The sequence below is a fragment of the Euzebya pacifica genome (assembly GCF_003344865.1).
Lineage (GTDB): Bacteria > Actinomycetota > Nitriliruptoria > Euzebyales > Euzebyaceae > Euzebya > Euzebya pacifica.
The window spans coordinates 5,679,484-5,693,781 of sequence record NZ_CP031165.1 but is presented as its reverse complement, the minus strand read 5'-3'; the positions used below and the strand labels follow the sequence as shown (position 1 = coordinate 5,693,781).

The 14,298-nt window shown below is 70.6% G+C and carries 11 protein-coding genes; 9 read left to right on the top strand and 2 right to left on the bottom strand.

The genetic code is table 11. From position 1 onward, the window contains the following. Positions 1–43 precede the first annotated feature (43 nt). The 3 genes from DVS28_RS24640 to DVS28_RS24630 all read left to right on the top strand — a co-directional run bounded on the left by DVS28_RS24640 (position 44) and on the right by DVS28_RS24630 (position 4,186). Complete coding sequence (locus tag DVS28_RS24640; protein ID WP_114593819.1) at positions 44–883, top strand: helix-turn-helix transcriptional regulator; 840 nt, start codon at positions 44–46, stop codon at positions 881–883. A 65-nt stretch (positions 884–948) separates the two neighbouring features. Further along, on the top strand, positions 949–1,794 hold the full coding sequence (locus DVS28_RS24635) for a helix-turn-helix transcriptional regulator (RefSeq protein WP_114594392.1): 846 nt from the start codon (positions 949–951) through the stop codon (positions 1,792–1,794). Positions 1,795–1,957: 163 nt separating this feature from the next. After that, positions 1,958–4,186 (top strand): MMPL family transporter, encoded by a 2,229-nt coding sequence (locus DVS28_RS24630; protein ID WP_114593818.1) that lies wholly within the window; start codon positions 1,958–1,960, stop codon positions 4,184–4,186. An 86-nt stretch (positions 4,187–4,272) separates the two neighbouring features. Here the strand turns inward: DVS28_RS24630 and DVS28_RS24625 are convergent, their stop codons facing one another. Continuing rightward, positions 4,273–4,683: a winged helix-turn-helix transcriptional regulator gene (locus tag DVS28_RS24625; RefSeq protein ID WP_114593817.1), complete on the bottom strand. Its 411-nt coding sequence runs from the start codon at positions 4,681–4,683 to the stop codon at positions 4,273–4,275. A gap of 232 nt (positions 4,684–4,915) precedes the next feature. Continuing rightward, the gene (locus DVS28_RS24620) at positions 4,916–5,512 is read right to left on the bottom strand and encodes a TetR/AcrR family transcriptional regulator (RefSeq protein WP_114594391.1); all 597 of its coding nucleotides are present in this window, start codon (positions 5,510–5,512) and stop codon (positions 4,916–4,918) included. A gap of 207 nt (positions 5,513–5,719) precedes the next feature. Here DVS28_RS24620 and DVS28_RS24615 point away from each other — a divergent pair, with 207 nt between their 5' ends. The 6 genes from DVS28_RS24615 to DVS28_RS24590 all read left to right on the top strand — a co-directional run bounded on the left by DVS28_RS24615 (position 5,720) and on the right by DVS28_RS24590 (position 14,295). Then, the gene (locus tag DVS28_RS24615; protein WP_114593816.1) at positions 5,720–6,523 is read left to right on the top strand and encodes an SDR family NAD(P)-dependent oxidoreductase; all 804 of its coding nucleotides are present in this window, start codon (positions 5,720–5,722) and stop codon (positions 6,521–6,523) included. Positions 6,524–6,525: 2 nt separating this feature from the next. Continuing rightward, positions 6,526–7,659: a DUF5938 domain-containing protein gene (locus DVS28_RS24610; RefSeq protein WP_114593815.1), complete on the top strand. Its 1,134-nt coding sequence runs from the start codon at positions 6,526–6,528 to the stop codon at positions 7,657–7,659. Between the two features lie 3 nt (positions 7,660–7,662). Then, entirely contained in the window at positions 7,663–9,213 is a 1,551-nt protein-coding gene (locus tag DVS28_RS24605; protein WP_114593814.1) for an AMP-binding protein, read from the top strand. A gap of 319 nt (positions 9,214–9,532) precedes the next feature. After that, positions 9,533–10,411, top strand: a complete 879-nt coding sequence (locus DVS28_RS24600) for an oxidoreductase (RefSeq protein ID WP_114593813.1) — start codon at positions 9,533–9,535, stop codon at positions 10,409–10,411. A gap of 114 nt (positions 10,412–10,525) precedes the next feature. Further along, positions 10,526–12,199 (top strand): alkaline phosphatase D family protein, encoded by a 1,674-nt coding sequence (locus DVS28_RS24595; protein WP_114593812.1) that lies wholly within the window; start codon positions 10,526–10,528, stop codon positions 12,197–12,199. Between the two features lie 98 nt (positions 12,200–12,297). Continuing rightward, positions 12,298–14,295 carry an alkaline phosphatase D family protein gene (locus DVS28_RS24590; protein ID WP_114593811.1) on the top strand — a complete coding sequence of 666 codons (1,998 nt, stop codon included), beginning with the start codon at positions 12,298–12,300 and terminating at the stop codon, positions 14,293–14,295. The last annotated feature ends 3 nt before the right edge of the window (positions 14,296–14,298 follow it).

Genomic DNA, 14,298 nt, shown 5'->3' with positions numbered 1-14,298 from the left:
CTGTCCGTGGATCGACTCCTGGCGCGGCGGTACACCTATTGCGGTGATCGACAGACCGGGTCTTGCCGAGTTCCTCCGTCAGCGGCGCGCCTCCATGCAGCCCGAGGACGTCGGCCTGCCGCGAGGTCCACGTCGCCGGACGTCCGGACTGCGTCGTGAGGAGGTTGCGGCGCTCTGCCACATGTCCACCGACTACTACTCCCGCCTTGAGCGCCAGCGCGGCCCCCGACCCTCGGTGGAGATGATCGGTGGCATCGCGCAGGGCCTGCACCTCACGGTGGACGAACGCGATCACCTCTTCCGCCTCGCCGGTCACCAGCCACCGCCACGCGGCCCGCTCGACGACCACATCAGCCCGGGGATGCTGCGCATCCTCGACCGGCTCACCGATACCGCCGCCGAGGTGGTGACCGAGCTGGGCGAGACGCTGCGGCAGACACCGCTGGGCGTGGCCCTCACCGGCGACAACACCGTCCACGAGGGACCGGCGCGCAGTCTCGGCTACCGCTGGTTCACCGAGCCGGCCACCCGGGCGCGGTACCTGGAGGAGGACCACGCGTTCCTCTCACGCCTCTACGTCTCGGGGCTCCGACAGGTGGTCACCCTCCGCGGTCCTGGTTCGCGGTCGGCGGACCTCGCCCAGCTCCTGCTCGAGACCTCCGCGGAGTTCCGGGAGCTGTGGGACGAGCACGAGGTGGGGCTCCGACCCCGCGAGGTCAAGCGGTTCATCCACCCCGAAGTCGGTCCGCTCGACCTGAACTGCCAGACCCTCCGCGACCCCGTGCACTCTCACTACCTGCTCGTCTACACCGCGACCCCAGGGTCGGAGTCGGCCGGGAAGCTCGAGCTCCTCTCGGTGATCGGCGCAGAAACGACCGCCTGACCCGCACCAAGGGGGGATCGGCAAGGCGTGGAAGACCTCCCGGGACTCCTCTACACATGGCAGCGATGATGGACACGAGCGGACTTGCGCAGTTCCTACGGCTCCGACGAGCCGCCCTGCAACCCGAGGACGTCGGGCTGCCCCGTGGCGCCCGTCGCCGCACCGACGGGCTGCGACGCGAAGAGGTCTCGGCCCTCTGTCACATGTCCACCGACTACTACACCCGTCTCGAACGACAACGCGGCCCACGCCCGTCGGTGCAGATGGTGCGGGCCATCGCCCAGGGACTGCGCCTCACGCTGGACGAACGCGACCACCTCCTGCGGCTCGCGGGCCACCAGCCCCCACCCCGCACTGCCAGCAGCGACCACATCAGCCCCGGCCTCGGACGGGTCCTCGACCGGCTGGGTGACACTCCGGCGGAGATCGTGACCGAGCTCGGCGAGACGCTCCGCCAGACCCCCCTCGCCGTGGCCATCAACGGTGATACCACCGGGTACGAGGGGCCAGCCCGTTCCATCGGCTACCGCTGGTTCACCGACCCCGACGCGCGACGCCGCTACCTGCCCGAGGACCAGGTCGTCCTGTCCCGCCGCTTCGTCTCGGGACTCCGACAGCTGGTCGCGCTGCGTGGACCCGACTCCCGCGCCGCGGGGCTCGCCGACCTGCTGCTGGACCACAGCGAGGAGTTCGCCGTCCTGTGGGCCGAGCAGGAGATCGGCGTGGGTCCCCCCGACGTCAAGCGCCTCGTCCACCCCGACGTCGGTCTCCTCGAGCTGCAGTGCCAGACCCTGCGCGACCCCGTCCAGTCCCACTCCCTCCTCGTCTACACCGCCATCCCCGGGACCGACAGCCACGCCAAGCTCACGCGCCTGGCGGCCAAGACCGGTGCCGTCGCCCTGAGCCGCTGACGCCGACGGCCGGTCGGTCCTGACCAGCCGGAACACGGTGCGCGGGCTGCGTCTCGAGTGAGGCGGGGCGGCCCGGCCCTGTCGAAGACCCTGCCCTCCCCGAAACCCCTGCACTGCACGCGGGCCCGCCTTCCCATGCCCTGCAACACGAACGGAGAACATCATGTCATCCCTGCTGTACCGAATCGGCCTGCTCACCTCGAGACGTCGAGGTGCGACGCTGCTGCTCTGGCTCATCGGCCTCGTCGGTCTCGTCGGCACCGTCCAGACCGTCGGCGGTGAGTTCGTCGACGTGGTCACCATCCCCGGTACCGAGTCACAGGCCGCCGTGGACTTCGTCGACGAGCGGTTCCCGGAGTTCCCGGCCTCGACCGCCACCGTCGTCGTGGCGGCGGAAGAGGGCGAATCCGTGACCTCGTTGCAGCCCGAGGTGGAGGCGCTCGCCGAACAGATCGGCAGCGTGGAAGGTGTCGTCGGGGTCGCCGACCCCTTCGGCCCCGGTTCGGTCAGCGCCGCGGGCGACGCAATCCGATTCAACGTCGCCTTCGACGACGTCGCCAGGCTGGTGCCCGAGGCGACCTTCGAGGAGGTCCAGGCAACCGTCGGCGGCGTCAGCTTGCCGGGTGCCACCGCGGCACTCGGCGGTGAGGTCGCGTTCGCGCTGAGCGAACAGGAGCCAGCTGGGCTGAGCGAGGTCATCGGACTGCTCGTGGCCGTGGTGGTGCTGACCATCACCTTCGGACAGCTCCGCGCGATGGGGCTGACGTTGGCCAGCGCCTTGGTCGGCGTGTTCGTCGCCATCGGCGCGTTGACCGTCGTCGCCGGCGTGACGGAGGTCCCGTCGATCTCGATGACCCTGAGCTTGATGATCGGGCTCGCGGTCGGCATCGACTACGCGTTGTTCATCGTCAGCCGTCACCGTGAGCAGGTCCTCACCGGGATGGAGGTCCACGAGTCGATCGGCCGGGCGCTCGGCACGGCCGGCGGTGCCGTGGTGTTCGCCGGCGCCACCGTCGTCATCGCCATGGCGGGGCTGCTCGTCGTCGGGATTCCCTTCATCGGCCTGATGGGCCTGTCCGTCATCGTCGCCGTCATTGTGGCGGTCATCACCTCGGTCACCCTGCTGCCGGCCCTGTTGGGTTTCGCCGGTGACCGCATCGTCAGGGTCACGCTGCCGGGGCTCCGAAACCGTCGCGCGGCCGCTGGCCGTTCCAGCCTGGGGACCCGGTGGGTCCGCGCCGTCGCCCGCCACCCCGTCGTGGGACTCCTCGCCGCACTCGTCGTCGTCGGGATGTTGTCGGCGCCGCTGTTCAGCATGGAGACCGCGATGCCCACCGCGTCCACCGCACCCGAGGACACTGACGTGCGCCAGTCCTACGACCTGATCGCCGAGCGGTTCGGTGACGGGTTCAACGCGCCCCTCCTTGTTGTCATCGACCACGAGGGGACCGACCGCGGACTGTCGGCGGCGACCCTCGCGGACATCACGGCAGCCGTGCACGGACTTGACGGCATCGTCGGTGTCGCGCCCCCGGTCAGCAACCTCGAGGGGGACGCGAGCATCATCTCCGTCATCCCCGAAGGCGGCCCAGCCGACCGCGACACCGTCGACCTGCTCGACGTGCTCCGCCACGACGTCCTCGACGACATCGACGCCGCCGCCGGCACCACCACCTACGTGGCCGGTCCGACGTCGGTGGCCATCGACATGGACGACCGGCTGGGCAGCCGACTGCCCCTCCTCGTGGCGTTCGTCATCGGCCTCACGTTCGTGGTCCTCGTGATCGCGTTCCGGTCCGTCCTGGTGCCCCTCAAGGCCGCCGTCGGCATCCTGCTGTCCATCTCGGCGGCGCTCGGCGTCGTCGTGGCGGTGTTCCAGTGGGGGTGGGGCGCGGAGCTCCTCGGGATCGAGGCCGCCACGCCGATCCTCAGCTTCCTGCCCATCCTCGCCTTCGCGATCCTGTTCGGCCTCAGCATGGACTACGAGGTCTTCATCCTCTCCCGCATCCGGGAGGACTACATGCGAACCGGCGACGCCCACGAGAGCGTCATCCGCGGCGTCGGGGTCACCGCCCGCGTCATCACCGCGGCGGCGGCGGTCATGATCAGCGTCTTCGGCAGCTTCGTGTTCGCTGACTCCCAGCCCGTTCGCATGATCGGCCTCGCGCTCGCGTCGGCGGTCCTGATCGACGCGACGTTGGTCCGGCTCGTCCTCGTCCCCTCGACCATGGTGCTGTTCGACCGGGCGAACTGGTACCTCCCCGCCTGGCTGGACCGGATCCTGCCCCACGTCGACATCGAGGGTGAACGGCTCCTCGGCCGACTCGAGGGGACCGACCATTCACCGGCCGACGTCGTCACCGGCCGGGAGTTGCCGTCCGCCGCTGGCTGACCTCGTCACCGACGACCTGCGGACGGGTGACGACCTGACGGGGTAGCGCCACGGGCAGGGGACGCGCCTGGTCGGCCGATCCAGCTCTAGCCGACAGCGGTGGTGTCGTGGGCCTGCTGGCTGGCGAGTACCTCGTCCATGTGGGCCTCGGCCCAGTCCTTCAACGTCCTGACGGCCGCCTGCAGCGAGCGCCCGAGGGCGGTCGGTTCGTAGGACACCGTCACCGGGACGGTCGGGACAACGGTTCGGGTGACGAGGCCGTCACGTTCCATGGCACGCAACGTCTGGGTGAGCATCTTGGGGCTGATCCCCGCCACCTGCCGTTCGAGCTCGGAGTAGCGCAACGGCTGGTCGGTCCCGCCCAGGGCGCAGAGCAGCAACGTCATCCATTTCCCGCCGATGCGGTCCAGCAGCTGGCGGCTGGGGCAGGCAGCGACAAAGGCGTCGTAGGACTGCTTCGCCTCCGCCCGCTGCTGGGCGGCCGTCCTCGTCGCCACCGGGTGCTCCTCGTCGTCATGGGTTCCCGGCGGGTGTGTGACGCACCTCGAGATGCGTACTTCCCATCGGGTAGCTGCACCCCATGGTGACCCCATGCACATCCAACAGCAAGCCCCCAACCGCTCCGAGGAGCCCCCTGGTGGCCAGGTCCTGCCCGAGCGCACCGATCCGTGCAGCCACCGCCGCACGTCGGCGTCGGCACCGTCGCAGCTGGAGGCGCTCATCACCCGCCTACGACGGGAGCCCGACGAGGGCGGGCAGCAGGGCGACGCCGACGCTGCCGAGGCGGTCGACCGCACCGGCCGTCCCGTAGGTGTGGCTGGTCAGAGCGTTGAGGAAGACCCCGTCGAACAAGGCGTAAGCGGTCGGGGCGTCCACGACCGGAGTGCGCTCGGCGAGCTCGGCGTAGCGCGACAGGATCCGCCACACCATGTCCTCCAGCAGCCGGTCGATGTCGTGGCTGACGTCACGGAAGCGGGACTGGAACAGGCTCTGGTTGCGCAGGTCGTACCACAGGCGGTGGTACGGGGCGTCGTCGCGCAGCGAGGCCTCGAGCACCTCACGGAAGCCGGCCACCAGGTCCTCCACGGACGCCGCCCGCTGCACCACCTCGTCGTAGCGCCGGGCGCACTGCTCCTTGTACAGCGCGACGGCGTAGGCGACCAGCTGGTCCTTGTCCTCGAAGTAGTAGTGGAAGAGGCCATGCGAGAACGGGGTCTCCACGGCGATGTCGCGCAGGCTCGTCCGCGCGTACCCGTGGTTCGCCAGCACCTGCTGGGCCGCCTCGGCCAGCTCGCGCCGGCGCCGGGCGGCCTTGTCGGTCGCCATCGTTCGCTCGATGCGGCTGGTCGGCGAGATGAGCGTGGTCAGGGTGGCTCCCAAGCTGGCGTGTGGGTCCCCACGATCCTAGCCCGACCGCTGGCCTTTGGACAGCTGTCCAGAAAATCCTTGACGCTTGTCCAAATTCGTCGTTAGCGTGCGGATCGCCAACCCGGGAGCCGCCGGATGGCCCGAGCCGACGAACGGAGATCTGACATGACCGCGATCGATCTGACGGGGCGTGTGGCCCTGGTCACCGGGGCTGCGCAAGGGCTGGGTGAGGGGATGGCCACTGCCCTCGCCGCGGCGGGCGCCGCCGTCGCCATCGCCGACATCCAGGAGGCCTCCGGGAAGGAGGTGGCCGCCCGCCTCGCCGAGCAGGGCGCGACCACGACCTTCATCACCCACGACGTCACCCAGGAGTCCAGCTGGGAACAGGCCGTCGCCGCTTGCACCTCCGAGCTCGGCGGCCTCGACGTGCTGGTCAACAACGCCGGGATCGAGCTCTCCGCCCTCGCCATCGAGGCCGACGCCGAGGACCTGCGCCGGATGCTGGAGGTCAACGTCCTCGGCACGGCGCTCGGGATCAAGCACGGCCTTCGCGCCATGGGCCCGAACGGCCCCGCCGGCAAGGGCGGCTCGATCATCAACATCGCGTCGGTAGCCGCGACGATCGCCTTCCCCGGCATCAGCGGCTACAGCGCCACCAAGTCCGCGGTCGACCGGCTGACCCGCGTGGCCGCCATGGAGGCGGGCAAGCTCGGGCTCGGCGTGCGCGTCAACTGCATCTACCCCGGCCTGGTCCCCACCGCCATGGGCCAGAAGCTCGCCGGCGACGTGGTCGCCATGGGACTGTTCGAGTCCCCCGACGCCGCCATCGGCGCGGTCGTGGACCAGACCCCGCTCGGCCGCCTCGGCGAGGTCGGCGACATGGCCGACGCGGTCGTCTGGCTCGCCTCGGACGCCTCCCGGTTCGTCACCGGCGCCGGCATCCCCGTCGACGGCGGGATGGGGATGTGACGATGGGCTCCACCACACCCCGGGTCCTGGTGTACGGCGCCTCCGGCTACACCGGACGGCTGATCTGTGAATACCTCCGCGAGTACGGCATCCCCTTCGTCGCCGCCGGCAGGTCCAAGGAGACCCTCCAGACCTCGATGGAGGGCAACGTCCCAGGCATCGAGACCGCCGAGTACGAAATCGTCGAGGTTGCCCACTCCCCCGACGAGCTCGCCTCGCTCCTCGACGGCATCGACGTCGTGTGCAACACCGTCGGACCCTTCTCACGGCTCGGGCCCGACATGGTGCAGGCCTGCCTCGCCACCGGGACCCACTACCTCGACACCACCGGTGAGCAGGACTGGCTGATCCGCTGCGACGAGGAGTGGAGCGCCGCCTTCGCCGAGAAGGGGCTCCTGCTTGCCCCCGGCATCGCGCAGATGTACACCACCGGCGAGATCGCCGCCCAGCTGGCCCTCGAGACCCCCGGCATGGACACCCTCGACATCGCGGTGTTCTGGGGCGGCAGCCCGACCGTGGCCTCCACCGCGACCATCCTCGTGAACGCCGCCATGTCCAAGGCGTTCCACCTCCGCCAGAACGCCTACGTCGAATGGGACCCGCAGGCCGGCGTCCAGGACGTCGTGATCCCCGGCTACCACCAGCCGCAGCTCGCGCTCCCGTGGGGCGGCACCTCTCACCCCGTGTGGTTCCGTCGCGACCCCCGCGTGGCGAACGTCTCGGTGCTCGGCGGCGTCTTCGACCGGGCCCTGATGCAGGGCGTGCCCGCCATCGTCGCCCAGGCGATCGAGCAGACCGCGGGCCTGGACGACGACGCCCGGTATGCCGCCTTGACCCAGGTGGCCTCCAGCATCCGTGACGCGATGCCGGCGCGTGAGAATCCGCGCATCAACAAGTCAGTGGACTCCGTCCACGCGTCGGGCCCCCTCGGCCGTGTCCACTGCGCCATCTTCGGCAACGCCAACTACAAGCAGACGGGCCTGCTGCAGGCCGTCGCGGCCAACCACCTGCTGCAGGCCCCACCGCGGCGGACCGGCTTCGCGTCGGCCTGCCAGGCGTTCGGGCATCGCGAGCTCCTCGGCGCGTTGCGCACCTTCGGCTTGGTGGCCGAGCCCGAGCTGACCGTCCACCGCTGAGCGATGCGCCTCGTCGACCACCTCGACAAGGGGGCGTCCCTCGACCCGGACGCCCCCTGCTTGACCATGGACGGCACGTCGCTGTCCTACGCCGACGTCCAGGCCATCTCCCACCGGGCAGGCAGGGCGCTCGCCGCCCATGGGATCGACTCCGGAGACAAGGTCGCGATCCTTTCGGCCAACGACGCGCGCGCCTTCTCCCTGGTGTTCGCGATCTCGCGGGCCGGCGCGGTCTGGTGCCCGGTGAACCCTCGCAACGAGGCGGAGGAGAACGCCCAGCTCCTCGCGCTGTTCGGCGTCGACCTGCTGCTGTTCCACTCCTCCCAGGCGCCGCTGGTGGACGGCATCGCCCGGGCGCTTCCCGACCTGCGCACCGTGTGCCTCGACGACGACGGGTTCGAGGACTGGCTCGGCCCCGACGACGCCGGGACCTGGGTACGCCCGCCGGTGGATGACGTCGTGATGCTGGCCGGCACCGGCGGGACCACGGGGCTGCCGAAGGGCGTGCCGCTGACGGGGACCAACCTGCAGGTCATGACCTCGATCGTCCTCATGCGTTACCCCGTCGAGCCCCGGCCGACCTACCTCGCGGTGGCGCCGCTGACCCACGCCGCGGGGGTCCTCACGCTGCCGGTGATGGCGACCGGCGGGGAGACCGTGGTGATGGCCAGGCCCGACCTGGACGAGCTCCAGCGCCTCGTGGCGGCGCACGGGGTCACCCACACGTTCCTGCCGCCGACGCTGGTGTACATGCTGCTGGACCACGAACGGCTGGACCCCGGCATGCTCTCGAGCCTGCGCTGCCTGTGGTACGGGGCTGCGCCGATGTCGCCGACCCGCCTCGCCCAGGCCATCGAGGTCCTCGGCCCGGTGATGGCCCAGCTGTACGGCCAGACCGAGGCGCCCATGATGATCGCGACCATGTCGCCCGAGGAGCACCTCCGCCCCGACGGGACACCGGCGATCGAGCGGTTCGGCGCGGCAGGCCGCCCGGCTCCTCTGGTCATGGTGCGCATCGTGGACAACGAGGGTGTGGTGGTCCCGCGTGGGACGCCCGGGGAGATCGTCGTGCGGGGCCCGCTGGTCATGCCCGGCTACCACCAGGACCCCGAAGCGACCGCCGAGGCCACCACTGCCGACGGCTGGCATCGCACCGGGGACATCGGCGTGCTGTCCGACGACGGCTGGCTGTCCATCGTCGACCGGGCAAAGGACATGATCATCACCGGGGGCTACAACGTGTTCGCCTCCCAGGTCGAGCACGCGATAATGCAGCTCTCCGCCGTCCGCGAGTGTGCCGTCGTGGGCGTGCCCGACGACCGGTGGGGTGAACGCGTCGCCGCCGTCCTGGAGCTCCACGACGGCGCCGAGGTGTCGGAGGAGGAGGTCGTCGCGCACGTCCGGGCCCAGATCGGGGCGGTCAAGGCGCCCAAGCAGGTCGAGGTCTGGACCACCCTGCCGCGCTCCACCGTGGGCAAGGTCGTGAAGGCCGACATCCGTGCGGCGCTGGGCGGCCCTCGTGTCGCCCGGCCTTCGCCAGACGGGAGAGAGTGAGCCGGTCAACCTCGCTCGGCGACGCGGCGACCCGGCGGCCCGGGGATCGGCTAGACGCTGGTGCACCTGCGGCCCGGGTGTCCCCGCGCGCTGGGTCGGGTTCCCCCTAGCCGCGGGCGGTGGTGTCGTAGGCCTGCTTCGCCTCCGCCCGTTGCTGGGCGACCGTCCTCGTCGCCATGGGGTGCTCCTCGTCGTGGATGGGTTCCCTGCAGGAATGTGACGCACCTCGAGGTGTGTACTTCCCAACAGGTAGCTGCTCCCCCATGGTGACCACATGCACACCTAACAGCAAGCCCCCGACCGCTCCGAGGAGCCCACGATGACCACCAGCACCGACACCCTTCCCGGCGGTACCGCCACCATCGGTGACCGGCCCGTCAGCCGGTTCGGCTTCGGCTCCATGCAGCTGGCCGGTCCCTGGGTCATGGGACCACCGGCCGACCGCGACGGCGCCGTCACGGTGCTCCGTACCGCCCTCGAGCTGGGGATCACCCACATCGACACCAGCGACGCCTACGGCCCCCGGATCACCAACCAGCTGATCCACGAGGCCCTCGCGCCCTACCCCGAGGACCTGGTCATCGCCACCAAGGTCGGGGCGCAGCGCGACGACGACGGCGGGTGGCCGGTGGCCCGCGAGCCAGACCAGCTGCGCCAGCAGGTGGAGGAGAACCTCGAGTCGCTCGGGCTGGACCGGCTGGACGTGGTGAACCTGCGGATGGGCGACGCCGAGGGCCCGCGGGAGGAATCCCTCGCCGCGCCCATGGAGGCCCTGGCCGCCATGCAGCAGGAGGGCCTGATCGGTCACCTCGGGCTGAGCAACGTCACCCCCGACCAGGTCGCCCGGGCACGCACGATCGCCACGGTGGTGTGCGTCCAGAACGCCTACAACCTGGCCCACCGCCACGACGACGCCCTGATCGACACGCTCGCCGCGGACGGGATCGCCTACGTCCCCTTCTTCCCGCTCGGCGGGTTCAGCCCGCTGCAGTCGGCCACCCTGGACACCGTCACTGCCCGCCGAGGCACCACACGCATCGGGGCCGCGCTCGCCTGGCTGCTGCAGCGCTCCCCCAACATCCTGCTGATCCCGGGAACCTCCTCCGCCGCGCACCTGCGGGAGAACGTCACGGCCGCCGACGTCACCCTGACCGAGGCGGACCTGGCCGACCTCGACACCATCGGCATGTCCACCTGAGCGACACGCCGGTCAGACGGCGTCAGCCGACGGGCCAGGGATCGGGCATGGCGATGGCGCGTTCTGCTGCTCCGGCGCCACCGTTCGTTCACCCAGCATCCCTACCGTTCCCGCGTGCCTTCCCTCCCCCTGCACCGCCGCCGTTTCCTTGCCGGAGCCGTGGCCGCTGGCGCCGCAGCCGCGTGGTCCCCCTACGGACTGCGCCTCCGCGACGCCGAGGCCCAAGCGCTGCCGCTGGGCGTCAGCTTCGATCCCGCACCGTTCACCATCGGGGTGGCCTCTGGCGACCCGGCCGCCGATTCGGTGGTGCTGTGGACCCGTGTGGTCGACGAACCACTGCTCGAGGACGCGCAGGAGCAGATGCCCGAGCAGGTCGAGGTCAGCTGGGCCATCGCCACCGACCCCCGGATGCGCCGGGTCGTCAACTCCGGCACGACCATCGCCCACCGCGACTTCGCTCACACCGTCCACGTGACCGCCGACGGCCTCGAGCCCGGCCAGTGGTACTGGTACCGGTTCTCCGCCCTCGGCAAGACGTCGCGGATCGGTCGGACCAAGACCGCGGGCGGTGACCGGCTGCGCATGGCCATGGTCGGCTGTGCCAAGTTCCACATCGGCTTCTTCGGCGCCTACCGCCAGCTGTGCCGCGAGGACATCGACCTCGTCTTCTGCTCCGGTGACTACTTCTACGAGGAGCCCTTCGACCCTGGCGCCGAGAGCGACACCCGCGAGGAGGACAGGCTCGAGGAGACCGAGACGCTCGAGCAGTACCGCCGCCGGTTCGCCCTGTACCGCGGCGACCCCAACCTACGGCAGGCCCACGCGCTGTTCCCGTGGGTCGTGACGTGGGACGACCACGAGTTCGACAACAACTACGCGGGCACGATCCGCGAGGACGACGACGGGCCCGGCCAGCAGTCCGACAGCGCCTTCATCGCCCGCCGGGCCAACAGCTACCAGGCCTACTACGAGATGATGCCGATCCGGCCACCCGCGGGCCTGCCGACCGGCCCGGACTTCGTCATCCACCGCACCGTGCGGTGGGGCGACCTGCTCGACTTGGTCGTGCTGGACACCCGCCAGTTCCGCACCGACCAGCCGTGCGACGACGCGACGGTGTCGGTGACGTGTGCCGAGGTGGACGACCCCGACGCGACCATCCTCGGGCTGGACCAGCGGCAGTGGGTGATGAACGAGCTCTCCTCCTCCACCGCCGCGTGGCGGACCCTCGGGCAGCAGGTGCTGATCGCGGCCATCCGCGCGGGAGGAATCCCGCAGCAGCTGCAGGACTCCATCGCCCCGGCGCTCGGCGCGATCGATTTCACCGACGGCAACTACATCAACGCCGACCAGTGGGATGGCTATCAAGCCGAACGGGCAGCGCTGCTCGGCCACATCGCCGAGGAGGGGATCCCCGACGTGACCGTCCTCACCGGCGACATCCACTCCACGTGGGTCAGCGAGCTCAAGCGCGACTTCGACAACCCGCTGTCCCCCAATGTCGGCGTTGAGCTCTGCGCGACCTCGATCACCTCAAGCGGGTTCTCCCAGGAGGAGCAGACGGGCCTGCGCCCGATCTTCTACGCCAACAACGCCCACCTGAAGTACTTCGAGGGGCTGTCCCGCGGCTACATGACCGCGGAGGTGACCGCCGACCGTTGGATCAGCCGGCTCCGCACCATCGACGACGTCTACAACCCACGCCCGGCGATCACGACCAAGGCCGAGTTCGTCATCGAGCGCGGCACCAACGCCGTGACCCAGACCGTCGGGACACCCTTCGACTAGGTCCGGTCGGTCCATGGACGGCAGCGACCGGGTTGTTCATTCAACCTTCACCGGCCGTCCCGGCCCGGCGTCGCGGACCTTGCGCATACTCCGGTGGCATGTCGATCAGCCGTCGTGACGTGCTCAAGGCCTCCGGACTCGCCCCGCTCCTGGGCGTCTCCGTCGGCCGTCCGAACCGCTTCCCGCCCCAGACCGCTCCGATCGGGCCGTCGGCGGTGGACGTGGTCCCGCCGGCCGGATGGGACTATCCCGCGCAGGTGGACCTGCTGCCGTTCGGGCACGGCGTGGCCTCGGGCGACCCGCTGGCCGACCGCGTGATCATCTGGACCCGGGTGTCGATCCCGGACGACCGCGGCTGGGAGGTCACCGACCCGCAGGGCGTGACGTCGACCAACGTGGTGTGGAAGGTGGCCACCGACCCGGACATGGTCGACGTCCGCGCGAGCGGTGCCGTCACCACCGACGCCGGCCGGGACTGGACGGTCAAGGTCGACGTCGACGGGCTGACGCCCAATGCCGTGTACTTCTACTGCTTCGAGGCGCTGGGGTACCGCTCCCCCGTCGGACGGACCCGCACCGCGCCCGGCCCCGATGACGACGTGACCGAGCTGCACGCCGCCCACGTCGCCTGCACCTCGTGGTGGCAGGACCACTTCTCCGCGTACGCCCGAATCGCCGAGCGCGACGACGTGGACCTGGTCATCCACGTCGGCGACCACGTCTATGAGTTCTGTGGCGGGCACCCGGCCGTACGGGCGTGGGAGGACCGGTTCGACATCGACGACGTCGACGCCCGGCGCTGGTCGACCCGCAACGAGGCCCGCCGACGGTACGCGCTGTACTACCAGGACCCCCACCTCATGGCGGCGCACATGGCGGCACCGTGGGTCATCGCGGTGGACAACCACGACTTCGCCGATCTGCGCGACGAGTCGTTGAGCGAGGAGGAGCGGCGCTTCGGGGGCGCTGAGGTGTTCTGGGAGTGGTCGCCGACCCGTCCGGTGCGGCCCGACCACAGCGGCACCTTCCGCCCCTCCCCCGGTCCGTTCGCCAACGTCGAGACGCCGCGCGGCGCCGAAGCGTTCTTCACGCACCGCGCGATGTCGTGGGGTCGGCTGCTGTCGTTGATCGTCATCGACTGGCACTACTCCCGGCAGCTCGAGACCGAGGAGCAGGCGGCCACCGCCAACGACGGCATGCCGTTCGGCCCGGCCCCGGCCATGCTGGGTCCGACCCAGTGGCGCTGGCTGCAGGACACCTTCGAGGCCCACGCCGGGGCGACGCACCGGATCCTGCTCAACCAGAAGAACATGGGGCAGCTGGGCAACTTCAACCTGCCGACGGCGCTGCGCGACGGTGCCCGCGAGCTGGGGCTGACGAGCGTGGAGAACGCCGAGGACGTCGTGGACATCTACCCGGGCTGGACCAGCGACCGGCGGCAGCTCTTCGCCTTCCTGCGCGACCGCGGGATCGTGGACAACATCGTCCTGTCCGGTGACAGCCACGGCTGGTGGGCCTACGACCTGGTCGAGGACTCCACCGCGCCCGACTACAACCCCGTCGACCCCTGGGCGGGCGACGACGCTGGCGTGGGCCTGACCCCAGTCGGGGTCGAGCTGATCAACGGAATGGGCCGGCCCGGGCTGGTTGACGTGGTCGCGGAAACGGCCTGTGAGGCCGGGGCGGGACAGGGCAGCGCCCACTCGTGCTTCGAGGCGGGATCCGACCCGACCTTCCACGCCGCCTACCGGGCCGCTCGCATCCCGGCGATCGCCGCGTCGCTGGCGGCCGAGACCGCCGCGATGGCCGCCAACCCCAGCATGCGGTACATGAACTGGCGCGAGTACGGGCACTCGATGGTCCACCTGTTCGGTGACCGGTCAGAGCTCGAGCTGCTGGCGTCGGACAAGACCGTCAACACCGGGCCGGGCGAGACCGGCCCGGCCGGCACCCCGGCCGACACCGTGCTGGCCCGCTACGCCAACCAGGTCGGACGCCCCCACTTGGTCCCCCTGTCACCGCTGGAGCGCACCGCCGGTCCCGCCAAGCCGGCGGTGCCCGCTCCGGCAACCCTCCCCCTGCGGACGGCCCGGTAGGCC

Bases quoted from the DNA above. Each gene is read 5' to 3' on its own strand.
- DVS28_RS24630 (WP_114593818.1), top strand. From the start codon at position 1,958: ATGTCATCCCTGCTGTACCGAATCGGCCTGCTCACCTCGAGACGTCGA.
- DVS28_RS24620 (WP_114594391.1), bottom strand. From the start codon at position 5,512: ATGGCGACCGACAAGGCCGCCCGGCGCCGGCGCGAGCTGGCCGAGGCG.
- DVS28_RS24615 (WP_114593816.1), top strand. From the start codon at position 5,720: ATGACCGCGATCGATCTGACGGGGCGTGTGGCCCTGGTCACCGGGGCT.
- DVS28_RS24600 (WP_114593813.1), top strand. From the start codon at position 9,533: ATGACCACCAGCACCGACACCCTTCCCGGCGGTACCGCCACCATCGGT.
- DVS28_RS24605 (WP_114593814.1), top strand. From the start codon at position 7,663: ATGCGCCTCGTCGACCACCTCGACAAGGGGGCGTCCCTCGACCCGGAC.
- DVS28_RS24635 (WP_114594392.1), top strand. From the start codon at position 949: ATGATGGACACGAGCGGACTTGCGCAGTTCCTACGGCTCCGACGAGCC.
- DVS28_RS24610 (WP_114593815.1), top strand. From the start codon at position 6,526: ATGGGCTCCACCACACCCCGGGTCCTGGTGTACGGCGCCTCCGGCTAC.
- DVS28_RS24590 (WP_114593811.1), top strand. From the start codon at position 12,298: ATGTCGATCAGCCGTCGTGACGTGCTCAAGGCCTCCGGACTCGCCCCG.